At 70.7% G+C, this 23,115-nt stretch carries 20 protein-coding genes; 17 read left to right on the top strand and 3 right to left on the bottom strand.

Annotation, left to right across the window (positions count from 1 at the left end; genetic code table 11):
- Positions 1-127 precede the first annotated feature (127 nt).
- Positions 128-2,698, top strand: coding sequence for a RelA/SpoT family protein (locus ACIO1C_RS21890; protein WP_401866026.1), 2,571 nt, complete (start codon positions 128-130; stop codon positions 2,696-2,698).
- 101 nt (positions 2,699-2,799) lie between these two features.
- On the opposite strand, the gene ACIO1C_RS21885 is transcribed toward ACIO1C_RS21890, so the two are convergent.
- Both ACIO1C_RS21885 and ACIO1C_RS21880 read right to left on the bottom strand, forming a co-directional pair.
- Positions 2,800-4,029 carry a DUF349 domain-containing protein gene (locus ACIO1C_RS21885; RefSeq protein ID WP_401866024.1) on the bottom strand — a complete coding sequence of 410 codons (1,230 nt, stop codon included), beginning with the start codon at positions 4,027-4,029 and terminating at the stop codon, positions 2,800-2,802.
- A gap of 150 nt (positions 4,030-4,179) precedes the next feature.
- A complete protein-coding gene (locus ACIO1C_RS21880) occupies positions 4,180-4,977 on the bottom strand; it encodes a peptidylprolyl isomerase (protein WP_401866022.1) in 798 nt (265 codons plus the stop codon).
- A gap of 266 nt (positions 4,978-5,243) precedes the next feature.
- Here ACIO1C_RS21880 and ACIO1C_RS21875 point away from each other — a divergent pair, with 266 nt between their 5' ends.
- From ACIO1C_RS21875 to ACIO1C_RS21860, 4 genes are all read left to right on the top strand, one after another.
- Positions 5,244-5,966, top strand: coding sequence for an MBL fold metallo-hydrolase (locus ACIO1C_RS21875; protein ID WP_401866020.1), 723 nt, complete (start codon positions 5,244-5,246; stop codon positions 5,964-5,966).
- Positions 5,967-5,979: 13 nt separating this feature from the next.
- Positions 5,980-7,242: a histidine--tRNA ligase gene (gene hisS, locus ACIO1C_RS21870; RefSeq protein WP_401866018.1), complete on the top strand. Its 1,263-nt coding sequence runs from the start codon at positions 5,980-5,982 to the stop codon at positions 7,240-7,242.
- A 111-nt stretch (positions 7,243-7,353) separates the two neighbouring features.
- Positions 7,354-7,992: a vitamin K epoxide reductase family protein gene (locus ACIO1C_RS21865; RefSeq protein WP_401866016.1), complete on the top strand. Its 639-nt coding sequence runs from the start codon at positions 7,354-7,356 to the stop codon at positions 7,990-7,992.
- An 82-nt stretch (positions 7,993-8,074) separates the two neighbouring features.
- A complete protein-coding gene (locus tag ACIO1C_RS21860; RefSeq protein WP_401866014.1) occupies positions 8,075-9,430 on the top strand; it encodes a replication-associated recombination protein A in 1,356 nt (451 codons plus the stop codon).
- Positions 9,431-9,457: 27 nt separating this feature from the next.
- Here the strand turns inward: ACIO1C_RS21860 and ACIO1C_RS21855 are convergent, their stop codons facing one another.
- Complete coding sequence (locus ACIO1C_RS21855; protein ID WP_401866012.1) at positions 9,458-10,168, bottom strand: DUF2470 domain-containing protein; 711 nt, start codon at positions 10,166-10,168, stop codon at positions 9,458-9,460.
- Positions 10,169-10,350: 182 nt separating this feature from the next.
- On the opposite strand from ACIO1C_RS21855, the gene rpsD reads away from it, so the two are divergent.
- From rpsD to ACIO1C_RS21795, 12 genes are all read left to right on the top strand, one after another.
- Positions 10,351-10,965 (top strand): 30S ribosomal protein S4, encoded by a 615-nt coding sequence (rpsD, locus tag ACIO1C_RS21850; RefSeq protein WP_161311511.1) that lies wholly within the window; start codon positions 10,351-10,353, stop codon positions 10,963-10,965.
- Positions 10,966-11,178: 213 nt separating this feature from the next.
- The gene (locus ACIO1C_RS21845) at positions 11,179-11,622 is read left to right on the top strand and encodes a DUF948 domain-containing protein (RefSeq protein WP_327237538.1); all 444 of its coding nucleotides are present in this window, start codon (positions 11,179-11,181) and stop codon (positions 11,620-11,622) included.
- Between the two features lie 7 nt (positions 11,623-11,629).
- Positions 11,630-11,977, top strand: a complete 348-nt coding sequence (locus tag ACIO1C_RS21840) for a DUF6167 family protein (protein ID WP_401866010.1) — start codon at positions 11,630-11,632, stop codon at positions 11,975-11,977.
- Positions 11,977-14,646 carry an alanine--tRNA ligase gene (gene alaS, locus ACIO1C_RS21835; RefSeq protein WP_401866008.1) on the top strand — a complete coding sequence of 890 codons (2,670 nt, stop codon included), beginning with the start codon at positions 11,977-11,979 and terminating at the stop codon, positions 14,644-14,646. Before ACIO1C_RS21840 ends, alaS begins: the two co-directional genes overlap by 1 nt.
- 30 nt (positions 14,647-14,676) lie before the next feature.
- Positions 14,677-15,141, top strand: a complete 465-nt coding sequence (gene ruvX, locus ACIO1C_RS21830; protein WP_401866006.1) for a Holliday junction resolvase RuvX — start codon at positions 14,677-14,679, stop codon at positions 15,139-15,141.
- Between the two features lie 121 nt (positions 15,142-15,262).
- Complete coding sequence (gene mltG / locus ACIO1C_RS21825) at positions 15,263-17,278, top strand: endolytic transglycosylase MltG (RefSeq protein ID WP_401866004.1); 2,016 nt, start codon at positions 15,263-15,265, stop codon at positions 17,276-17,278.
- Positions 17,259-18,104, top strand: a complete 846-nt coding sequence (locus tag ACIO1C_RS21820; protein WP_401866002.1) for a shikimate dehydrogenase — start codon at positions 17,259-17,261, stop codon at positions 18,102-18,104. The genes mltG and ACIO1C_RS21820 overlap by 20 nt, the downstream gene beginning before the upstream one ends.
- Before the next feature lie 173 nt (positions 18,105-18,277).
- On the top strand, positions 18,278-19,462 hold the full coding sequence (gene aroC / locus ACIO1C_RS21815; RefSeq protein WP_401866000.1) for a chorismate synthase: 1,185 nt from the start codon (positions 18,278-18,280) through the stop codon (positions 19,460-19,462).
- The gene (locus ACIO1C_RS21810) at positions 19,459-20,016 is read left to right on the top strand and encodes a shikimate kinase (RefSeq protein ID WP_401865998.1); all 558 of its coding nucleotides are present in this window, start codon (positions 19,459-19,461) and stop codon (positions 20,014-20,016) included. The genes aroC and ACIO1C_RS21810 overlap by 4 nt, the downstream gene beginning before the upstream one ends.
- Positions 20,013-21,107 carry a 3-dehydroquinate synthase gene (aroB, locus tag ACIO1C_RS21805; protein ID WP_327237546.1) on the top strand — a complete coding sequence of 365 codons (1,095 nt, stop codon included), beginning with the start codon at positions 20,013-20,015 and terminating at the stop codon, positions 21,105-21,107. The genes ACIO1C_RS21810 and aroB overlap by 4 nt, the downstream gene beginning before the upstream one ends.
- Entirely contained in the window at positions 21,104-21,544 is a 441-nt protein-coding gene (gene aroQ, locus ACIO1C_RS21800) for a type II 3-dehydroquinate dehydratase (RefSeq protein ID WP_401865996.1), read from the top strand. Before aroB ends, aroQ begins: the two co-directional genes overlap by 4 nt.
- 201 nt (positions 21,545-21,745) lie before the next feature.
- Complete coding sequence (locus ACIO1C_RS21795) at positions 21,746-22,681, top strand: AAA family ATPase (RefSeq protein WP_401865994.1); 936 nt, start codon at positions 21,746-21,748, stop codon at positions 22,679-22,681.
- Positions 22,682-23,115: the final 434 nt, after the last annotated feature.

Here is a 23,115-nt window from a genome sequence, read left to right as displayed (position 1 = left end):
GGAACAAGCGGGTGCCCGTCCCGCGTTTCGTAAACCCTTCGGTCCCGGGGCGAGAGGGGCGCCCGAGGTCGATACCATGGAGCTTCCGGCCCTGTCCGGGGGTCCCGGAACCGCACGAGGAGCGCTCTTGCCAGACGAGGCACAGCCACTGGCCGCCGCGACGCCCGAGCAGCACGCAGCCCAGGCCGCGGCGCGGTCGGCCGCGCCCCAGGACAAGGCGGCCGCGGACAAGGCGGCTGCCGCGGACACGTCCGCGCCGAAGGCGGCGGAGAACGGCCGCCCGGCGCCCGGCACCCCCGCGCCCGTGGAGCCGCAGGCCGCGAAGCCCGCGTCCGAGCTGCCCTCGACCCCGGTCACCGCCCCCAAGCCGGTGCCCGCGACCCCGCCCCGTACCGGCGGGTCCTCCAACCGGGTACGGGCCAGGCTCGCCCGGCTCGGCGTGCAGCGCTCGTCCACGTACAACCCGGTCCTGGAGCCGCTGCTGCGGACCGTGCGCGGCAACGACCCGAAGATCGAGACCGCCACGCTCCGGCAGATCGAGAACGCGTACCAGGTCGCCGAGCGCTGGCACCGCGGCCAGAAGCGCAAGAGCGGCGACCCGTACATCACGCACCCCCTCGCCGTGACGACGATCCTCGCCGAGCTGGGCATGGACCCCGCCACCCTGATGGCGGGCCTGCTGCACGACACGGTCGAGGACACCGAGTACGGCCTGGACACCCTGCGCCGTGACTTCGGCGACCAGGTCGCGCTGCTGGTGGACGGCGTGACCAAGCTGGACCGCGTCAAGTTCGGCGAGGCCGCGCAGGCCGAGACCGTACGCAAGATGGTCGTGGCCATGGCCAAGGACCCGCGCGTCCTGGTCATCAAGCTCGCCGACCGGCTGCACAACATGCGCACGATGCGGTACCTCAAGCGGGAGAAGCAGGAGAAGAAGGCCCGCGAGACGCTGGAGATCTACGCGCCGCTGGCCCACCGCCTGGGCATGAACACCATCAAGTGGGAGCTGGAGGACCTCGCCTTCGCGATCCTCTACCCCAAGATGTACGACGAGATCGTGCGGCTCGTCGCGGAGCGCGCCCCCAAGCGGGACGAATACCTCGCCATAGTGACCGACGAGGTGCAGTCGGACCTGCGCGCGGCCCGGATCAAGGCCACCGTCACCGGCCGGCCTAAGCACTACTACAGCGTCTACCAGAAGATGATCGTCCGCGGCCGTGACTTCGCGGAGATCTACGACCTGGTGGGCATCCGTGTCCTGGTCGACACCGTCCGTGACTGTTACGCGGCGCTCGGCACCGTCCACGCCCGGTGGAACCCGGTCCCGGGGCGGTTCAAGGACTACATCGCGATGCCCAAGTTCAACATGTACCAGTCGCTGCACACGACGGTCATCGGCCCCAACGGCAAGCCCGTCGAGCTCCAGATCCGTACGTTCGACATGCACCGCCGCGCCGAGTACGGCATCGCCGCGCACTGGAAGTACAAGCAGGAGGCCGTGGCGGGCACCTCCAAGGTCCGCACCGACGTGCCCCGCTCCACCAGCAGGGTCGGCGGCCAGGACACCGTCAACGACATGGCGTGGCTGCGCCAGCTCCTCGACTGGCAGAAGGAGACCGAGGACCCCAGCGAGTTCCTGGAGTCCCTGCGCTTCGACCTGTCGCGCAACGAGGTCTTCGTCTTCACGCCCAAGGGCGACGTCATAGCGCTGCCGGCCGGGGCCACCCCCGTCGACTTCGCCTACGCCGTCCACACGGAGGTCGGCCACCGCACCATAGGAGCGCGGGTCAACGGACGGCTCGTACCGCTCGAATCGACCCTCGACAACGGTGACCTGGTGGAGGTCTTCACCTCCAAGGCCTCCGGCGCGGGCCCGTCCCGCGACTGGCTGGGCTTCGTCAAGTCACCGCGCGCCAGGAACAAGATCCGTGGCTGGTTCTCCAAGGAGCGCCGCGACGAGGCCATCGAGCAGGGCAAGGACGCCATCGCCAAGGCGATGCGCAAGCAGAACCTGCCGATCCAGCGGATCCTCACCGGCGACTCGCTGGTCACCCTCGCGCACGAGATGCGCTATCCCGACATCTCGTCCTTGTACGCGGCGATCGGCGAGGGCCATGTGACGGCGCAGAGCGTCGTCCAGAAGCTGGTGCAGGCGCTCGGCGGCGAGGAGGCGGCCAACGAGGACATCGCCGAGACGGCCCCGCCGTCGCACGGCCGCAGCAAGCGCCGCTCCAGCGCGGATCCCGGGGTGGTCGTCAAGGGTGTCGACGACGTCTGGGTGAAGCTCGCCCGCTGCTGTACGCCGGTACCGGGCGACCCGATCATCGGCTTTGTCACCCGGGGCGCGGGCGTCTCCGTGCACCGCGCGGACTGCGTCAACGTGGACTCGCTCTCGCAACAGCCCGAACGCATGCTCGAAGTCGAGTGGGCCCCGACCCAGTCCTCGGTGTTCCTGGTCGCCATCCAGGTCGAGGCGCTGGACCGGTCGCGGCTGCTGTCGGACGTCACACGCGTCCTCTCCGACCAGCACGTCAACATCCTGTCCGCGGCGGTCCAGACGTCGCGCGACCGGGTGGCCACCTCACGCTTCACCTTCGAGATGGGCGACCCCAAGCACCTCGGGCACGTCCTGAAGGCGGTACGGGGCGTGGAGGGCGTCTACGACGTCTACCGCGTGACGTCGGCGCGCAGGCCGTAGGGCCGTACAAAGCCTCGCAGAGGAGCGGCATACGAAGGGGCTCCCCGTACATCACGTACGGGGAGCCCCTTCGTATGCCGGTGTCATCCGGCGCGGTGGTGTCAGCCGCCGAACTCCTGGAGACCCTTGAGCGCCTGGTCCAGCAGCGCCTGCCGGCCCTCCAGTTCCTTGGCGAGCTTGTCCGCCCTGGCGTTGTTGCCCGCCGCCCGCGCCGTGTCGATCTGCCCGCGCAGCTTGTCGACGGCGGCCTGGAGCTGACCCGTCAGACCCGCGGCACGCGCGCGTGCCTCCGGGTTCGTACGGCGCCACTCGTTCTCCTCGGACTCCTGGAGAGCCCGCTCCACCGCGTGCATCCGGCCCTCGACCCGCGGCCGGGCGTCGCGCGGCACGTGCCCCACGGCCTCCCAGCGCTCATTGAGGGCGCGGAAGGCGGCCCTGGCGGCCTTGAGGTCCTTCACCGGGACCAGCCGTTCGGCCTCGGTGGCGAGATCCTCCTTGACCTTCAGGTTCTCGGTCTGCTCCGCGTCCCGCTCGGCGAAGACCTCACCGCGCGCCGCGAAGAAGACGTCCTGGGCGCCGCGGAAACGGTTCCACAGGTCGTCCTCGGCCTCGCGCTGGGCGCGGCCCGCCGCCTTCCAGTCCGTCATCAGCTCGCGGTAACGCGCGGCCGTGTCGCCCCAGTCGGTGGACTTGGAGAGCGTCTCCGCCTCGGCGACCAGCTTCTCCTTCGCCTTCCGGGCGTCCTCACGCTGTGCGTCGAGGGCGGCGAAGTGCGCCTTGCGGCGCTTGGAGAACGCCGAGCGCGCGTGCGAGAAGCGGTGCCACAGCTCGTCGTCGGACTTCCGGTCGAGCCTGGGCAGGCCCTTCCAGATGTCCACGAGCGCCCGAAGCCGCTCACCCGCCGACCGCCACTGGTCGCTCTGCGCCAGCTCCTCGGCCTCGGTGACGAGCGCCTCCTTGGCCACCTTGGCCTCGTCGGTCTGCTTCGCCCGCTGCACCTTGCGCTCCTCGCGGCGCGCGTCGACCGTCGCGACCAGGGCGTCGAGCCGCTTGCGCAGCGCGTCCAGGTCGCCCACGGAATGGTGCTCGTCCACCTGGCCGCGCAGATGGTCGATGGCCGCCGTCGCGTCCTTCGCGGACAGGTCGGTGGTCTTCACCCGCCGTTCGAGGAGGCCGATCTCGACAACCAGGCCCTCGTACTTGCGCTCGAAATAGGCCAGAGCCTCATCCGGAGAGCCTGCCTGCCAGGATCCGACGACCTGTTCGCCGTCGGCCGTACGCACGTACACGGTGCCCGTCTCGTCGACACGGCCCCACGGGTCGCTGCTCACAGCGCCTCCTCCACCTGATGCCTGCGGGGGAGTTCGCCCCCGGGCATCGTCCACAGTTTCCTGGGACGGGCTCGCGCCCGTCCTCCACCCCGCCAATCTAGGCGACCGGCAGGCCGGCTGTCCGCACTCCGCACGGCCGAATTCAGAGGGTCACGCCTTGTCGACCGTGCCCTTCTCGATGGTGACGGCCTTCTTGGGGGCGCCGTCGCCCGTGGCACCGTCCACACCGGCCTTGGCCACGGCATCCACGACCTTCAGGCTCGTCGCGTCCATCGTGCCGAACGGGGTGTACGTGGGGGGCAGTTTGGTGTCCTTGTACACGAGGAAGAACTGGCTGCCGCCGGTGTGCGGCTGGCCGGTATTGGCCATCGCCACCGTCCCGGCCTTGTACGTCACCGCGCCGTCGGCGGCCGCGTTGCCCAGGGACTTGAGGTTCTCGTCCGGGATCGTGTAGCCGGGGCCGCCCGTGCCGTCGCCCTTGGGGTCGCCGCACTGGAGCACAAAAATGCCCTGGGTGGTCAGACGGTGGCACTTCGTGTTGTCGAAGTACTTCTTGTCCGCGAGGGACTTGAACGAGTTCACGGTGCTCGGCGTCTTGGAGGCGTCCATCGCGATGGCGATGTCCCCCACGTTCGTCTTGAGCGACATCGTGTACTTGGCCGTCTTGTCGATCGTGAGTTTCGGCTCCGGAGAGGCGGCCTCGGTCGGCTCGGGCGACGCCGGGGGAGAGGTCGCCGGGGCCGCGGCGTCGCTCTTGGTGTCCTTGTCGCCGTCGGTCAGACCGCCGACGGCGTACGCGGCGCCGCCGGCCGCCACCACGACGGCCAGCACGGACGCGATGATGACATTGCGCCGCTTGGCCTTCTGACGGGCCTCCACCCTGCGCTGCTGCTGCCGCTCGAACTTCTCCCGGGCGAGCTGCCGCCGCCGCTGATCGGTCCCTGCCACCGGGTCTTCTCCTCGTTCGTCGTGATGCTGGGTCGTGGTGCTGAGTGTCGTGATGCTGAGTGACGCTGTGTGGTGCTCGTGCTGCTGAGGGCCCCTGGCCCTGGCCCCGTACGGTATATGGGTTAGCTGTGGAATGAGCAGCGCCGGTAGGCTCTGATCCAGCGCATCGCCGCACCTGAAACCACCGCAGCGCCCTTTCCCGGGGTCCACATCGGGGATTCGGGGACATCGGTGACATCTCGACACCTCGACATCTAAGGACGATCGTGCTCATTGCCGGGTTCCCCGCCGGGGCCTGGGGGACCAACTGCTATCTGGTCGCCCCCGCCGCGGGTGAGGAGTGCGTGATCATCGACCCCGGCCACCAGGCCACCGAGGGCGTCGCGGACACCGTACGCAAGCACGGGCTCAAGCCCGTCGCCGTCATCCTCAGCCACGGCCACCTCGACCACGTGGCCTCGGTCGTCCCCGTCTGTGGCGCGCACGACGTGCCCGCGTGGATCCACCCCGCCGACCGGTACATGATGAGCGACCCGGAGAAGGGTCTCGGCCGCTCGATCGGGACGCCGTTGATGGACGGGATCACGGTGGGCGAGCCGTCCGACGTGCGTGTGCTGACCGACGGCGCCGCGCTGCGCCTGGCGGGCCTGGACTTCACCGTCGCGCACGCGCCCGGCCATACCAAGGGGTCGGTGACCTTCGGACTGCCCGAGGCCGCCGGTGGGGCCGACATCCCACCGGTGCTGTTCTCGGGTGATCTGCTGTTCGCCGGCTCCGTCGGACGCACCGACCTGCCCGGCGGCGACCACGCCGAGATGCTCGCGTCGCTGGCCCGCGTGTGCCTGCCGCTCGACGACTCGACCGTGGTGCTCTCGGGCCACGGCCCCCAGACGACCATCGGCCGGGAGCGCGCCACCAACCCGTATCTGCGGGAGGTGGCCGCCGGCCTCGGAGGCGGCCAGGACGCCGCTCCGCGACGAGGAATGTGAAACAGCGAACCCCATGAGCACCTTCCAGGCCCCCAAGGGGACCTATGACCTTCTCCCCCCGGCCTCCGCGGTCTATCTCGCCGTCCGGGACGCGATCTCCGCGCCGCTACGCACCTCGGGTTACGGCTATGTGGAGACGCCGGGCTTCGAGGACGTCGAGCTCTTCGCGCGCGGTGTCGGTGAGTCCACCGACATCGTCACGAAGGAGATGTACACCCTCACCACCAAGGGCGGTTCCGAGCTGGCGCTGCGCCCCGAAGGCACCGCGTCGGTGCTGCGGGCCGCGCTGGAGGCCAACCTCCACAAGGCCGGGAACCTGCCCGTCAAGCTCTGGTACTCCGGCTCGTACTACCGCTACGAGCGCCCCCAGAAGGGCCGTTACCGCCACTTCTCCCAGGTCGGTGCCGAGGCGATCGGCACCGAGGACCCCGCGCTGGACGCGGAGCTGATCATCCTGGCCGACCAGGCGTACCGCTCGCTGGGCCTGCGGGACTTCCGCATCCTCCTCAACTCCCTGGGTGACAAGGAGTGCAGGCCGGTCTACCGCGAAGCCCTCCAGGGCTTCCTGCGCGGGCTCGACCTGGACGAGGAGACGCGCCGCCGCATCGACATCAACCCGCTGCGCGTCCTCGACGACAAGCGCGCCGAGGTACGGAAGCAGCTCGTCGGCGCACCGCTGCTGCGGGACTACCTGTGTGACGCCTGCCGGGCGTACCACGAAGAGGTCCGCGCGCTGCTGGCCTCGGCGGGCGTCGGGTACGAGGACGACGACCGGCTCGTCCGGGGGCTCGACTACTACACCCGTACGACCTTCGAGTTCGTCCACGACGGGCTCGGCGCGCAGTCCGCGGTGGGCGGCGGCGGCCGCTACGACGGACTGTCCGAGATGATCGGCGGGCCCGCGCTGCCGTCCGTGGGCTGGGCGCTCGGCGTGGACCGTACGGTGCTGGCGCTGGAGGCGGAGGGCATCACGCTCGCCCTGCCCGCCCCGGTGACCGTGTACGCGGTCGCCCTGGGCGACGAGGCGCGGCGGCTGCTCTTCGCCGTGGTCACCGACCTGCGCAAGGCCGGGATCGCCGCGGACTTCTCGTACGGCGAGCGGGGCCTCAAGGGGCACATGAAAAACGCCAACCGGTCCGGCGCGCGGTTCACGATCGTCGCCGGGGAGCGCGATCTCGCCGAGGGCGTCGCCCAGCTCAAGGACATGGAGTCCGGCGAGCAGACTCCGGTCGCCCTCGGCGAGCTGGTGACAGAGATCGGCAGCAGGCTCGGCTGAGCCTCCGTACCCGGGTCCTTATCTCCACCGAACGGTGGAGATGGGGACGCGTACGGCACAATGGGCCTGCCCACCCCACAGGCCCAGGCCACACAGCGACGGATCAGAGACATGACCAGTGCAACGCTCGACGACGTCTCCTCGGACCCCGAGGAAGGCGGCGGCGCCCCCGGCGCGGTCGGTGCCGGCCGGGCGTTCGCGCTGATGCTGGTGGTCACCGGTGCGATGGGGCTGCTGGCGGCGTGGGTGATCACGCTGGACAAGTTCAAGCTGCTGGAGGACCCGAATTTCACGCCGGGGTGCAGTCTGAATCCGGTGGTGTCGTGCGGGAACATCATGAAGAGCGCGCAGGCGTCGGCGTTCGGGTTCCCGAATCCGATGCTGGGGCTGGCGACGTATCCGGTGGTGATGGGGATCGGTCTGGCGCTGCTGGCCGGGGCGCGCTACCGCCGGTGGTTCTGGCTGGGCCTCAACGCGGGCACGCTGTTCGGGGTCGGATTCTGCGCCTGGCTCCAGTACCAGTCCCTCTACAACATCAACTCGCTGTGCCTGTGGTGCTGCCTGGCGTGGGTCGGCACGATCGTCATGTTCTGGTACGTGACCTCCCACAACCTCCGCCACGGGATCATCCCCGCCCCCGCCGGGCTGCGGAGCCTGCTGGGCGAGTTCACCTGGGTCCTGCCCGCCCTGCACATCGGACTCATCGGGGTGCTCATCCTGATCCGCTGGTGGGACTTCTGGACCGGCTGACCCGGCCGGCTGTCCCCGTCCCAGCGGGGGGCGGGGCCTTCGCACCGGCCGGACTGTCAGTGGGCTGGCATAGGCTTCACATGTGGAGCCAGACCTCTTTACCGCAGCCGCCGAAGAGCGCCAGGAGAAGGACCCGTCCAGCAGTCCCCTGGCCGTCCGGATGCGCCCGCGTGTCGTGGACGAAGTGGTGGGCCAGCGGCATCTGCTCAAGCCCGGGTCCCCGCTGCGCCGGCTCGTCGGCGAGGGCAGCGGCGGCCCCGCGGGCCCCTCGTCCGTGATCCTCTGGGGGCCGCCGGGCACGGGCAAGACGACCCTGGCGTACGTGGTCTCCAAGGCGACGAACAAACGCTTCGTGGAGCTTTCCGCGATCACCGCGGGCGTGAAAGAGGTACGGGCCGTCATCGACGGCGCCCGCCGCGCCTCCGGCGGCTTCGGCAAGGACACCGTCCTCTTCCTCGACGAGATCCACCGGTTCAGCAAGGCCCAGCAGGACTCCCTGCTGCCCGCGGTGGAGAACCGCTGGGTGACGCTCATCGCCGCGACCACCGAGAATCCGTACTTCTCGATCATCTCCCCGCTGCTCTCCCGCTCCCTCCTGCTGACGCTGGAGCCGCTCACCGACGACGACCTGACCAGCCTGCTGCGCCGCGCACTGACCGAGGAGCGGGGCCTCGGCGGCGCGGTCACCCTCCCCGACGACTCCGAGGCGCACCTCCTGCGGATCGCGGGCGGGGACGCGCGGCGCGCGCTGACGGCCCTGGAGGCGGCGGCCGGAGCCGCGCTCGCCAAGGGTGAGAAGGAGATCTCGCTCCAGACGGTCGAGGAGACGGTCGACCGCGCGGCGGTGATGTACGACCGGGACGGCGACCAGCACTACGACGTCGCGAGCGCGCTGATCAAGTCCATCCGCGGCTCCGACGTGGACGCGGCGCTGCACTACCTGGCGCGGATGATCGACGCGGGGGAGGACCCCCGGTTCATCGCCCGCCGCCTCATGATCTCGGCGAGCGAGGACATCGGCCTCGCCGACCCCGCGGCCCTGCCGCTGGCGGTCGCCGCCGCCCAGGCCGTCGCCATGATCGGCTTCCCGGAGGCCGCGCTCACCCTCAGCCACGCCACCATCGCCCTGGCCCTGGCCCCGAAGTCGAACGCGGCGACGCTGGCGATCGGGGGCGCCCTCGAAGACGTACGGAAGGGACTGACCGGCCAGATCCCGGCCCACCTGCGCGACGGCCACTACAAGGGCGCGGCCAAGCTCGGCCATGCCCAGGGGTACGTCTATCCGCACGACGTACCGGGCGGGATCGCCGCCCAGCAGTACGCGCCGGAGTCCGTCGCGGGCCGGCACTACTACGAACCGACGCGGTACGGCGCGGAGGCGCGCTACGCCGACGTGGTCGACAAGGTCCGCGAGCGGCTGCGGGGGGACGGCTCCTGAGCCGCCCCGAGCAGTTCGGCCGCCTCCTCAGTCGCCGTACGGGGCGGAGGACACCGCGTCGAACAGCGTGTGCATCGCCCGCCGCAGCCCGCCCACGTCCTTCACCGGCTCGGGGAAGTCGAAGCGGGCGTCGAAGCACTGGACCCCGGTGAAGCGCACCCGCAGCCCGAAGCGGTCGAGCGCGACCGGTACGGCGGCCGTCCCCGCGCCTGAAGGACCCTCGGCCCGCACGCCGAGCAGCCCGCGCAGCCCCTGGACCTCGGCGCCGTGCGCCGCGTGCAGGTGCTGGAGCAGCTCCGTCTCGTGCTCCACCAGCGGATCGGCGACGGCCGCCACGAAGTCCTCGGCCTCGACGGTCTCCGCGCCCCACAGGTCGTCCACACACGCCTCCCCGACCTCCAGCCGCAGGATCATCCGCCCCGGCTCCGCCTCCCGGTCCGGTACGCGCGTCAGCCAGCCGGAGAGCCAGGCCCGGCCCCGGATCCGGTGGGGCACGGAGACCGGCGCCACGTCCGTGATCTCCAGCACCGCGGTCAGCTCGTCGTCCTGCGCGTGGGTGGCCGCCCGTACCGCGGGGGAGTCCGCGGGGAACACCATGAGCACCTCGCCGTCGCTCCCGACGGTGCGCGCGTCGGGCATCAGCTGGTACGGCCCGGCCCCGTCCAGACCGGGAATGACCAGTACCGCCGAGCATGTACTCTGTACGAGAGTTCGTGTGCGTTCGGCTGCTGACGGCATCCGATCGATTTCAAGCCCGCTGGGACGCGGCTGACCATGAGCTGATCGGACCTCCGTCGAATCGACCCCCTCTTGCGGGCTGTCGAGGCTGTCTGTGATGCGCGTGGTGTTCCCAGGGCGAGACATGCGATCTCCTTTGAGTAAGGTGAGCCTAACCTAACCTACATGGAGGTCTGGAGAACGTGCCTAACCAGTCGCGTCCCAAGGTCAAGAAGTCACGCGCGCTCGGTATCGCGCTGACGCCGAAGGCAGTCAAGTACTTCGAGGCCCGCCCCTACCCGCCGGGCGAGCACGGCCGCGGACGCAAGCAGAACTCGGACTACAAGGTTCGTCTGCTCGAGAAGCAGCGCCTGCGCGCCCAGTACGACATCAGCGAGCGCCAGATGGCCCGCGCCTACGACCGCGCCAAGAAGGCCGAAGGCAAGACGGGCGAAGCCCTCGTGGTCGAGCTGGAGCGCCGCCTCGACGCCCTGGTCCTCCGTTCGGGCATCGCCCGCACGATCTACCAGGCCCGCCAGATGGTCGTCCACGGCCACATCGAGGTCAACGGCGGCAAGGTCGACAAGCCGTCCTTCCGTGTCCGTCCCGACGACGTCGTGATGGTCCGCGAGCGCAGCCGCGAGAAGGTCCCCTTCCAGGTCGCGCGCGAAGGTGGCTACGACACCGACGGCGAGACCCCGCGCTACCTGCAGGTCAACCTGAAGGCCCTGGCGTTCCGCCTGGACCGTGACCCGCAGCGCAAGGAGATCCCGGTCATCTGCGACGAGCAGCTGGTCGTCGAGTACTACGCCCGCTGATCAGGCGTACCTCCACAGCGTTCCGGCCCGTCTCTTCCCCGCCGTCACCGGTGCGGAAGAGGCGGGTTTCCGCGTTTGCGCCGGGCCGTAATGCGGTACGGGCCCCGACCCTCGGCGCGATAGGGTCGTACCTCGTCGGCGGAGCGGAAAACGACGCTTCGAGCAAGCAGGCAAACAAGCGATTCGACCGAGCAAGCAGGGGAGCGGTGCAGCGTGACCGGTGGAGAAGTTGCCGGGATCCTCGTGGCCGTGTTCTGGGCGATTCTGGTCTCCTTCCTCGCCGTGGTGCTGGTGAGGCTGGCCCAGACGCTCAAGGCGGCCACCAGACTCGTCGCGGACGTGACCGAGCAGGCCGTACCGCTGCTCGCCGACGCGTCGGCGACCGTACGCTCCGCGCAGACCCAGCTCGACCGCGTCGACGCCATCGCGACCGACGTCCAGGAAGTCACCTCCAACGCCTCCGCGCTGTCCTCGACGGTCGCCTCGACCTTCGGCGGCCCCCTCGTCAAGGTCGCGGCCTTCGGCTACGGCGTACGGCAGGCGTTGAGCCGCAAGGGCGCCCCGGCCGCCGGGAGCGCCGCCCCCGAGCGCGGAGCGCGCCGCACGGTCGTGGGCCGTACGGTGCCGGCCGCCCGGCGCAGGAACAAGAAGGGCTGAGGCAGCGATGTTCCGCCGTACGTTCTGGTTCACCGCGGGAGCGGCGGCCGGCGTGTGGGCGACCACCAAGGTCAACCGCAAGCTCCGGCAGCTGACCCCCGAGTCCCTCGCCGCGCAGGCCGCGAACAAGGCGATCGACGCCGGTCACAAACTGAAGGACTTCGCCCTCGACGTCAGGACCGGAATGGTCCGCCGCGAGGCCGAGCTGGGCGAGGCGCTGGGTCTGGAGGCACCGTCCGACCCGGCGCTCCCCGCGCCCCGTCGTGTCACGGCGATCGAGTACACGGACAACCCCCGCGCCCCGCGTACGCCTACGAACACCTACAACCCGCACAACCGGAATGAGGACCACTGATGGAGTCGGCCGAAATCCGCCGCCGCTGGCTGAGCTTCTTCGAGGAGCGCGGTCACACCGTTGTCCCTTCGGCGTCGCTCATCGCGGACGACCCGACTCTCCTGCTGGTCCCGGCGGGCATGGTGCCCTTCAAGCCGTACTTCCTCGGTGAGGTCAAGCCGCCGTTCCCGCGCGCCACCAGCGTGCAGAAGTGTGTCCGTACCCCGGACATCGAAGAGGTCGGCAAGACCACCCGCCACGGCACCTTCTTCCAGATGTGCGGCAACTTCTCCTTCGGCGACTACTTCAAGGAAGGCGCCGTCAAGCTCGCCTGGGAGCTGCTCACCAGCTCCCTGGCCGACGGCGGCTTCGGCCTGGACCCGGACCGGCTCTGGGTCACGGTGTACGAGGACGACGACGAGGCCGAGCGCATCTGGCGTGACGTCGTCGGGTTCCCCGCCGAGCGCATCCAGCGCCTCGGCAAGAAGGAGAACTACTGGTCCATGGGCGTGCCGGGCCCCTGCGGTCCCTGCTCGGAGATCATGTACGACCGGGGCCCCGACTTCGGCGTCGAGGGCGGCCCCGCCGTCAACGACGAGCGCTACGTGGAGATCTGGAACCTGGTCTTCATGCAGTACGAGCGCGGCGAGGGCACCGGCAAGGAGGACTTCGAGATCCTCGGCGACCTGCCGTCGCAGAACATCGACACCGGTCTCGGCCTCGAACGCCTCGCCATGATCCTCCAGGGCGTACACAACATGTACGAGACCGACACCCTGCGCGTCGTCATGGACAAGGCCACCGAGCTGACCGGCGTGCGCTACGGCGCCGAGCACGGCTCGGACGTCTCCCTGCGCGTGGTCGCCGACCACATGCGTACCTCCGCCATGCTCATCGGCGACGGCGTCACCCCCGGCAACGAGGGCCGCGGCTACGTGCTGCGCCGCATCATGCGCCGCGCCATCCGCAACATGCGCCTCCTCGGCGCCACCCAGCCGGTCGTCGCCGAGCTGGTCGACGTGGTCATCAGGACCATGGGCGAGCAGTACCCGGAGCTGGAGACCGACCGCAAGCGCATCGAGACCGTCGCCCTCGCCGAAGAGGCCGCCTTCCTCAAGGCCCTCAAGGGCGGGACGAACATCCTCGACACCGCCGTCACCGAGACCAAGGCCGCCGGCGGCCAGGTGCTCTCCGGCGACCGGGCCTTCCTGCTCCACGACACCTGGGGATTCCCCATCGACCTCACCCTGGAGATGGCCGCCGAACAAGGCCTCTCCGTGGACGAGGACGGCTTCCGCCGGCTCATGAAGGAGCAGCGCGAGCGCGCCAAGGCCGACGCCAAGGCCAAGAAGTCCGGCCACGCCGACCTCTCCGCCTACCGCGCCGTGGCCGACAACAGCGGTTCCACCGAGTTCACCGGCTACACCTCCACCGAGAACGAGTCGACGATCGTCGGCCTGCTCGTCGACGGGGTGTCGTCACCGGCCGCCACGGAGGGTGACGAGGTCGAGGTGGTCCTCGACCGCACGCCGTTCTACGCCGAGGGCGGCGGCCAGCTCGCCGACCAGGGCCGGATCCGGCTCGACACCGGCGCCGTCATCCAGGTCCGCGACGTCCAGCAGCCCGTGCCCGGGGTCTCCGTGCACAAGGGTGTCGTCCAGGTCGGCGAAGTGACGGTCGGCGCCCCCGTACAGGCCGTCATCGACCTCAACCGCCGCCGGGCCATCGCCCGCGCCCACAGCGCCACCCACCTCACGCACCAGGCGCTGCGCGACGCCCTCGGCCCCACGGCCGCCCAGGCCGGCTCCGAGAACTCCCCGGGCCGCTTCCGCTTCGACTTCGGCTCGCCCGCCGCCGTACCCGGCACGGTCCTCACCGACGTCGAGCAGAAGATCAACGAAGTGCTCGCCCGCGAACTGGACGTCCAGGCCGAGGTCATGTCCATCGACGAGGCCAAGAAGCAGGGCGCCATCGCCGAGTTCGGCGAGAAGTACGGCGAGCGCGTCCGCGTGGTGACGATCGGCGACTTCTCCAAGGAGCTGTGCGGCGGCACGCACGTCAAGAACACGGCCCAGCTCGGGCTCGTGAAGCTGCTCGGCGAATCGTCCATCGGCTCCGGCGTACGGCGGATCGAGGCCCTGGTCGGCGTGGACGCGTACAACTTCCTCGCCAAGGAGCACACCGTCGTGGCCCAGCTCCAGGAGCTGGTCAAGGGCCGCTCGGAGGAGCTGCCCGAGAAGATCTCCGGGATGCTCTCCAAGCTGCGGGACGCCGAGAAGGAGATCGAGAAGTTCCGCGCCGAGAAGGTGCTCGCCGCCGCCGGCGGCCTCGCCGACAGCGCCAAGGACGTCCGCGGTACGGCCCTGGTGACCGGCCAGGTCCCGGACGGCACCTCGGCCGACGACCTGCGCAAGCTGGTCCTCGACGTGCGCGGCCGGATGCCCGCCGACCGGCCGACGGTTGTCGCCCTGTTCACCACGTCGGGCGGCCGTCCCGTGACGGTCATCGCCACCAACGAGGCGGCCCGTGAGCGTGGCCTCAAGGCCGGTGAGCTGGTGCGTGCCGCCGCCAAGACCCTCGGGGGCGGAGGCGGCGGCAAGCCGGACGTCGCCCAGGGCGGCGGACAGAACCCGGAGGCCATCGGGGACGCCGTCGCCGCCGTCGAGCGCCTTGTCGCCGAGACGGCCTGACGCCCCCGTGCTGACTGTGGAACGGCTCACATGAGACGCGGACGCCGCCTGGCGATCGACGTCGGGGACGCCCGGATCGGGGTCGCCTCGTGCGACCCCGACGGGATCATCGCCACGCCGGTGGAGACCGTGCCGGGACGTGATGTCCCGGCCGCCCACCGGCGGCTGCGGCAGCTCGTCGAGGAGTACGAGCCGATCGAGGTCGTGATCGGCCTGCCCCGGTCCCTGAACGGTGGCGAGGGGCCCGCCGCGGCGAAGGTACGTACGTTCGCACAGGAGGTCGCGCGGGGCGTCGCACCCGTGCCGGTACGACTGGTGGACGAGCGCATGAGCACGGTGACCGCCACTCAGGGGTTGCGTGCTTCCGGCGTGAAGTCAAAAAAAGGCCGGTCCGTCATCGACCAGGTGGCGGCGGTTGTCATCCTTCAGAGTGCCCTGGAGGCCGAACGGGGCTCCGGCGAAGCCCCGGGCGAGGGCGTCGAAGTGGTCATCTGATCGCGGTACGGTAACGTTCCGCGCGATGCGGCGGTGTTCGAACAGCTGCCGCACAGCAAGAGGCGAAACGGACGCCGTACCGCTGGTGCTACGGCCGCCGCCTCGCGGCTCTAGGGGATCGATGACTGACTATGGCCGGGGCCCCGGCTCCGAACCGTGGCACCCCGAAGATCCCTTGTACGGGGATCAGGGGTGGGGAGAGCGGCAGGCGGCGGACGGCCAGGGCGTTCCCTACGGCGAGCAGCCTCAGCAGCAGCAGCAGTATCCGCAGCAGGGGTACGACGCCGGTCAGGCCGGTCAGGATCCGTACCAGCAGCAGCAGCAACAACAGCAGCAGTACCAGCAGCAGCCGTACGACGGCGGGCAGCAGTACGACGCGCAGCAGCAGTACGTGGATCCCCAGCAGTACCAGCAGCAGAATCCACAGCAGTACCAGGACCCGCAGCAGTACCAGGACCCGCAGCAGTACCAGGGTCAGCAGCAGTATCAGCAGCAGCCGCAGGGATACGGCGAGCAGCAGGTCCCGCACCAGCAGCAGTACAACGCCGGTACGGGAGCCTGGGACCCCCATCAGCAGCAGGCCGCGATGGCGTACGGCGGGAATCCGGCCGACCCCTACGCGGTCCAGCACGCGGGCGGCTACCCGGAGGGCCAGGACTACTACGGCACCCAGGACGCGTACCCGCCGCCCCAGCCGCCGGGCCGCCGGCCGGGCGAGGTGGATCCCCAGCAGGAACAGCAGCAGTTCCACCAGCAGCAGCCTCAGCAGCCCGTGCAGCAGCAACACCAGCAGCCGCAGCAGTCCCGGCAGCAGCAGCCTCAGCGCCGGCCGCAGCAGCCCCCGGTCCCGGCTCCCGCCGCCCCGGCGGCTCCGGAGAACGAGTGGGACGCCGAGCAGCCCCCGGAGACCCACCCCTTCTTCACGGGCGACGACGACGAGTCCGGCAACCGGAACCCCCGGAACGACGACGAGGGCGACGAAGGGCACGACGACGAGGACGACGACCGGGATGACCGTGACGGCCGTGACCGTCGTGGCAAGTCGGCGAAAAAGAAGAAGAAGGGCGGCAACGGCCGCGCCTGCCTCGTCCTCGCCGTGGTGCTCGTGGGCGGCGTCGGCGGGATCGGTTACGTCGGCTACACCTTCTACCAGGACCGGTTCGGCCCCCCGCCGGACTTCACGGGCGCCGGTTCCACCGAGGTGGAGGTGGAGATCCCGCCGGACTCCGGGGGGTACGCGATCGCGGCGATCCTGGTGAAGAAGGGCGTGATCAAGAGCGAGGGCGCGTTTGTCGAGGCGCAGAAGAAGAACCCCAAGGGCACTCTTGTCCAGGCGGGCGTCTTCACCCTGCGCAAGGGAATGTCGGGGGAGAACGCCGTCAAGGCGATGCTCGACCCGGACAGTCACAACGCGCTGGTCATTCCCGAGGGCACCCGTAACGTCGTGGTCTACGAGAAGATCGACAAGCAGCTCGGACTCGACAAGGGAACGACCGCCGCCGTCGCGAAGAAGCAGCTCAACAGCCTCGGTCTGCCGGACTGGGCAAAGGGCCACAAGGAGCTCAAGGATCCGCTGGAAGGTTTCCTCTATCCGGCGAGCTATCCGGTTGCCAAGGGCATGAAACCGGAATCCGTCCTCAAGAAGATGGTGTCCCGGGCGAACGCCGAATACGGCAAACTCGACCTGGAGGCCAACGCCAAGAAGTTCAAGGTCGACGGCCCCTGGCAGATGATCACCATCGCCAGCCTCGTCCAGGTCGAGGGCAAGACGCACGACGATTTCCGGAAGATGGCCGAGGTGGTCTACAACCGCCTCAAGCCCACCAACACGGAGACCAACCAGAAGCTCCAGTTCGACTCGTCCTTCAATTACCTGAAGGGCGAGAGCAACATCAATATCAGCGAGTCCGAGATCAACAGCAATCAGGACCCGTACAACACGTACACGCAGCGGGGTCTTCCGCCGGGGCCCATCAGCAACCCGGGCGGCGACGCGCTGGCCGCGGCGCTCAATCCGACCTCGGACGGCTGGCTGTACTTCGTGGCGACCGACGGTGTGCACAAGACCGAATTCGCGAAGACGTACGCGGAGTTCCAGAAACTCAAGGACAAATTCGATGCCAAGCAGGGCAACTAGTTCGCGGACCCGCCGGGCGGCCGTCCTGGGGTCGCCCATCGCGCACTCCCTGTCGCCCGTCCTGCACCGCGCGGCCTACGACGAACTCGGCCTGACCACGTGGTCGTACGACCGGTTCGAGGTCACCGAGACGGGGCTCGCCGACTTCCTCGGCGGGCTCGACCCGTCCTGGGCCGGGCTGTCGCTGACCATGCCGCTCAAGCGGGCGGTCATCCCGCTCCTGGACGAGATCACGGACACCGCGGCCTCCGTCGAGGCGGTCAACACCGTGGTCCTCGACGCCGACGGCCGGCGTACGGGCGACAACACCGACATCCCCGGGATGATCGCCGCCCTGCGCGAGCGGGGCGTGACCACGGTGGAGTCCGCCGCGATCCTCGGCGCGGGCGCCACCGCGTCGTCCGCGCTCGCCGCCCTCGCCCGCGTCTGTACGGGCCCGGTCACCGCGTACGTACGCAGCGAACCGCGCGCCGCCGAGATGCGCGGCTGGGGATCCAGGCTCGGCGTCGAGGTCCGTACGGCGGACTGGGCGGACGCGGCCGGGGCGCTCGACGCCCCGCTGGTCATCGGCACCACCCCGGCCGGCGCCTCCGACGCGCTCGCCGGACAGGTCCCCGACCACCCCGGCACGCTTTTCGACGTCCTCTACGACCCCTGGCCCACCGCCCTCGCCGCCGCGTGGTCCGCGCGGGGCGGCCAGGTGGTCGGCGGCCTCGATCTGCTCGTCCACCAGGCCGTCCTCCAGGTCGAGATGATGACGGGCCGCGCCCCCGCGCCCCTGCCGGTGATGCGCAAAGCGGGCGAACAGGCCCTCGGGGCCCGCTGAGAGCCACCGGGACGGCCCTGGACACAGATCCGGCCGGATCCGGACGCTCGTGTCCGTTTTCTGGACCGGCGGGCGGTCCGCGCCCGCGAGCGTGGGAGGATCGGAGACGGCGGGCCAGGGCCGCGCACCCGGTGGCGCCGATGACGTTCCGGGCGCGAGTAAGAGGAGCACCGTTGAGCAGGTTGCGCTGGCTGACCGCGGGGGAGTCGCACGGCCCCGCCCTGGTGGCGACGCTGGAGGGTCTTCCCGCCGGTGTGCCCATCACCACGGAGATGGTGGCGGACCACCTCGCCCGGCGGCGCCTCGGCTACGGTCGCGGCGCCCGGATGAAGTTCGAGCGCGACGAGATCACCTTCCTCGGCGGCGTACGGCACGGCCTGACCATGGGGTCGCCCGTCGCGATCATGGTCGGGAACACCGAGTGGCCCAAGTGGGAGCAGGTCATGTCGGCCGATCCGGTCGACCCGGAGGTCCTGGCCGGACTGGCCCGCAACGAACCCCTGACCCGCCCCCGGCCCGGCCACGCCGACCTCGCGGGCATGCAGAAGTACGGGGTGCCGGACGCCCGGCCCATCCTGGAGCGCGCCAGCGCCCGGGAGACCGCCGCCAGGGTCGCGCTCGGCGCCGTCGCCCGCTCCTACCTCAAGGAGACGGCCGGGATCGAGATCGTCTCGCACGTCGTGGAGCTGGCCGCGGCCAAGGCGCCGTACGGCGTCTACCCGAAGCCCTCCGACGTCGAGCGGCTCGACGCCGACCCGGTGCGCTGCCTCGACGCCGACGCGAGCAAGGCGATGGTCGCGGAGATCGACCAGGCCCACAAGGACGGCGACACCCTCGGCGGCGTGGTCGAGGTGCTGGCGTACGGCGTGCCCGTCGGGCTCGGCTCGCACGTGCACTGGGACCGCAGGCTCGACGCCCGGCTGGCCGCCGCGCTGATGGGCATCCAGGCGATCAAGGGCGTCGAGGTCGGCGACGGCTTCGGGCTGGCCCGGGTCCCCGGCTCGCAGGCGCACGACGAGATCGTGGCCACCGACGACGGCATCCGGCGCACCTCGGGCCGGTCCGGCGGTACGGAAGGCGGCCTGACGACCGGCGAACTGCTGCGCGTACGGGCCGCGATGAAGCCCATCGCGACCGTGCCGCGCGCGCTGGCCACCGTGGACGTCGTGACGGGTGAGGCGGCCAAGGCCCACCACCAGCGCTCCGACGTGTGCGCCGTGCCCGCCGCCGGGATCGTCGCGGAGGCCATGGTCGCGCTCACGCTCGCGGACGCGGTCGCGGAGAAGTTCGGCGGCGACAGCGTGCCGGAGACCCGTCGCAACGTGGAGTCGTACCTGAAGAACCTGGTGATCCGATGACCGGCCCCGCTGTTGTCCTGGTCGGGCCCATGGGGGTCGGCAAGTCAACCGTCGGCGAACTGCTCGCCGAACGCCTGGGCACCCACTACCGCGACACGGACGCCGACATCGTCGCCGCCGAGGGCAGGACGGTCGCGGACATCTTCGTGGACGACGGCGAGCCGCGCTTCCGGGAGCTGGAGCGTGAGGCGGTACGGCTCGCGGTCGCCGAGCACGACGGCGTCCTGGCGCTCGGCGGCGGGGCGGTCCTCGACGCGGCCACCCGCGGCCTGCTCGCCGGGCTGCCCGTCGTCTACCTGACGATGGAGGTCGGCGAGGCCATCAAGCGTGTCGGGCTGAACACCGCCCGCCCGCTGCTCGCGATCAACCCGCGCCAGCAGTGGAAGCAGCTGATGGAAGCCCGCAGGCACCACTACACGGACGTCGCGCGGGTGGTGGTCGCGACCGACGACCGCACCCCGGACGAGGTCGCGGAAGCCGTCCTCGACGCGCTGGAGCTCAAGCATTCCCCCGGGACGGCCCCCCGGACCCCCGGCAAGGAGAAGCTCGTATGACAGACCAGGAGTCCACCCGCATCCAGGTCGGCGGCACCGCGGGCCACGCGCCGTACGAGGTGCTGGTCGGCCGGCGGCTGCTCGGTGAACTGCCCGCGCTCATCGGCCCCCAGGCCCGGCGCGTCGCCGTCATCCACCCCGAGGCGCTGGCCGAGACCGGCGAGACACTGCGCCAGGACCTCACGGACCAGGGATACGACGTCGTCGCCGTGCAGGTGCCGAACGCCGAGGAGGCCAAGACCATCGAGGTCGCGGCGTACTGCTGGAAGGCGCTCGGGCAGACCGGCTTCACCCGTACCGACGTGATCATCGGCGTCGGCGGCGGTGCTACGACCGACCTGGCCGGCTTCGTCGCCGCCACCTGGCTGCGCGGGGTGCGCTGGATCGCCCTCCCGACGACCGTGCTGGCCATGGTCGACGCGGCCGTCGGCGGCAAGACCGGCATCAACACCGCCGAGGGCAAGAACCTGGTCGGGGCCTTCCACCCGCCCGCCGGGGTGCTCTGCGACCTCGCCGCCCTGGACTCGCTGGGCGTGCACGACTACGTCAGCGGCATGGCCGAGATCATCAAGGCCGGCTTCATCGCCGACCCCGCGATCCTCGACCTGGTCGAGGCCGACCCGCAGGGTGCCCGTACGCCCGCCGGGCCGCACACCGCCGAGCTGATCGAGCGCTCGATCCGCGTCAAGGCCGAGGTCGTCTCCAACGACCTCAAGGAGTCCGGGCTGCGGGAGATCCTCAACTACGGCCACACGCTGGCGCACGCCATCGAGAAGAACGAACGGTACAAGTGGCGGCACGGCGCGGCCGTCTCCGTCGGCATGGTCTTCGCCGCCGAACTGGGCCGACTGGCGGGGCGGTTGGACGACGCGACCGCCGACCGGCACCGCGCCGTCCTGGAGTCCGTCGGCCTGCCGCTCACGTACCGCGCCGACCAGTGGCCCAAGCTGCTGGAGAACATGAAGATCGACAAGAAGTCGCGGGGGAACCTGCTGCGGTTCATCGTGCTCGACGGGCTCGCCAAGCCGACCGTGCTGGAGGGTCCCGACCCCGCCGTCCTGCTCGCCGCGTACGGCGAGGTGTCGGCGTGAGCAGGCCGGTGCTCGTCCTCAACGGCCCGAACCTGGGGCGGCTCGGCTCGCGGGAGCCGGAGGTGTACGGGGCGACCTCGTACGCCGGTCTGGTGGAGGTCTGCCAGGCGCTCGGCAAGGAGCTGGGCTTCGACGTGGACGTCCGGGAGACGAACGACGAGGGCGAGCTGATCCGGTGGCTCCACGAGGCCGCCGACGGTTCGATTCCGGTCGTCCTCAACCCCGGGGCGTTCACGCACTACTCGTACGGCATGCGGGACGCGGCGGCCCAGCGCACCGCGCCGCTCATCGAGGTGCACCTCTCGAATCCGTACGCGCGCGAGGAGTTCCGCCACACCTCGGTGGTCGCGGCCGTCGCCAGCGGTACGGTCGCGGGTTTCGGGATCGGCTCGTACCGGCTGGCCCTGCGGGCGCTCGCGGACGAACTGACCGGCTGACGCCCCGGGCACTCCCGTGCGCTCCCGGCCGTTCCCCCTTCGCGGACACGCCTGGGACGGCCGGGGGCGGTACCGTGTCGCAGCGCGGGAACCACGCGACCGGGGCCCGGCGTCAGACGCACCAGCCAGTCGCACGAACCGGCCGGTGGCACGAGCCGGCCGGACGAGTTGAGTCAGTCGCACGAGACGGAGTGGCACCGGATGCAGCACGCAGTGGGGGCTCCGCTGCCGCCTCACCAGGGGTCGGCGCACGGACCCGGCGGTTGGGCGCACCAGGCACCTCCCCCCGGCGCGCAGGGGCAGCCGCCCGCGCCGGGCTGGCACCCCCCGCAGGGGCCTCCCCGCCCGCCCCAGGGTCCGCCGCAGCCGCCGCAGGGCCCGCCGCCGCACCACCCGCAGTACCGCCCGCCGCCCCCCGGCGCCGTGCCGCCGCCCGCCCACCCGCCCCGGCAGGCACCCGTACCGCCCCCCGGCCGGCCCTCGGGCCAGCCGCCCTCCGACGTCACCGGCCACATCCAGCTGCCGCCCGGTGGCCCCGTGCCCATCCCCGCGCCGCTCCCCGGCGACAGCGGTACGGGCGTGGCGACGCTCGCCGTGCTGCTGATCGGCCCGGCCGGCGCCGGCAAGACGACGGTCGCGCGCCACTGGGCGCAGAGCCGCCGCGTGCCCACCGCGCACATCAGCCTCGACGACGTCCGCGAGTGGGTCTGCTCCGGCTTCGCCGACCCGCAGTCGGGGTGGAACGACCACTCCGAGGCGCAGTACCGCCTGGCCCGCCGCACCTGCGGCTTCGCCGCCCGCAACTTCCTCGCCAACGGGATCTCCTGCATCCTGGACGACGCGGTCTTCCCCGACCGCCCCGTCGTCGGCCTGGGCGGCTGGAAGCGCCATGTCGGACCGGGCCTGCTGCCGGTCGTCCTGCTGCCCGGGCTGGAGATCGTCCTGGAACGCAACGCGGAACGCAGCGGGAACCGCCGCCTCGCGGACGAGGAGGTCGCCGGGATCCACGGCCGGATGGCCGGGTGGTACGGCTCGGGCCTGCCGATCATCGACAACTCCAAGTACGACGTGGAGACAACGGCCCGAGTCCTGGACGACGTCCTGGCGCGCGCGCTGGCGAGTCCGCCCAGCTGGTAGTGGTTGCGTTTCGCCCGGTGTTTGGTTGCGGTTACTGATGTCCTCAATCGCCGGACGGGCTTGGTTTGTCGTGGTGACGGGGGGCGGGGCCTCCGGAGGTACGTATGTCCGGACTGCATGTTTTACGTCGCGTTCAGCAACTCCCATTCTTAACGGTCGCCATGCGACACAAAACACGCTTTACGTCCGGACACACGCACCTCCTCCGACCCCGCCCCCCTCACGCCGGACGGGACAGTGAACGACCCCGCCCGCCCCGGGGTGGGCTGGGTTGTGGCGCGGGCCTGGGAGGGGGACGGGCAGGGGTCGTGTCCGGAACGTAGAGCGTGTTTTGTGTCGCATGGCGATCGTTGATCAAAGCGAGTTGCTGAACGCGACGTAAAACATGCAGTGCAGGACACGGCCCCTGACCGGCCCCCGGCGACAACCCGCAC

Origin of the sequence: Streptomyces sp. NPDC087420 (genome assembly GCF_044744165.1) — a bacterium.
GTDB lineage: Bacteria > Actinomycetota > Actinomycetes > Streptomycetales > Streptomycetaceae > Streptomyces.
This window is presented reverse-complemented; position numbering and strand designations above follow the sequence as displayed.

Bases quoted from the DNA above. Each gene is read 5' to 3' on its own strand.
- hisS (WP_401866018.1), top strand. From the start codon at position 5,980: ATGAGCACCTTCCAGGCCCCCAAGGGGACCTATGACCTTCTCCCCCCG.
- ACIO1C_RS21865 (WP_401866016.1), top strand. From the start codon at position 7,354: ATGACCAGTGCAACGCTCGACGACGTCTCCTCGGACCCCGAGGAAGGC.
- ACIO1C_RS21855 (WP_401866012.1), bottom strand. From the start codon at position 10,168: ATGCCGTCAGCAGCCGAACGCACACGAACTCTCGTACAGAGTACATGC.
- ACIO1C_RS21840 (WP_401866010.1), top strand. From the start codon at position 11,630: ATGTTCCGCCGTACGTTCTGGTTCACCGCGGGAGCGGCGGCCGGCGTG.
- alaS (WP_401866008.1), top strand. From the start codon at position 11,977: ATGGAGTCGGCCGAAATCCGCCGCCGCTGGCTGAGCTTCTTCGAGGAG.
- ruvX (WP_401866006.1), top strand. From the start codon at position 14,677: ATGAGACGCGGACGCCGCCTGGCGATCGACGTCGGGGACGCCCGGATC.
- mltG (WP_401866004.1), top strand. From the start codon at position 15,263: ATGACTGACTATGGCCGGGGCCCCGGCTCCGAACCGTGGCACCCCGAA.
- ACIO1C_RS21820 (WP_401866002.1), top strand. From the start codon at position 17,259: ATGCCAAGCAGGGCAACTAGTTCGCGGACCCGCCGGGCGGCCGTCCTG.
- ACIO1C_RS21810 (WP_401865998.1), top strand. From the start codon at position 19,459: ATGACCGGCCCCGCTGTTGTCCTGGTCGGGCCCATGGGGGTCGGCAAG.
- aroB (WP_327237546.1), top strand. From the start codon at position 20,013: ATGACAGACCAGGAGTCCACCCGCATCCAGGTCGGCGGCACCGCGGGC.
- ACIO1C_RS21795 (WP_401865994.1), top strand. From the start codon at position 21,746: ATGCAGCACGCAGTGGGGGCTCCGCTGCCGCCTCACCAGGGGTCGGCG.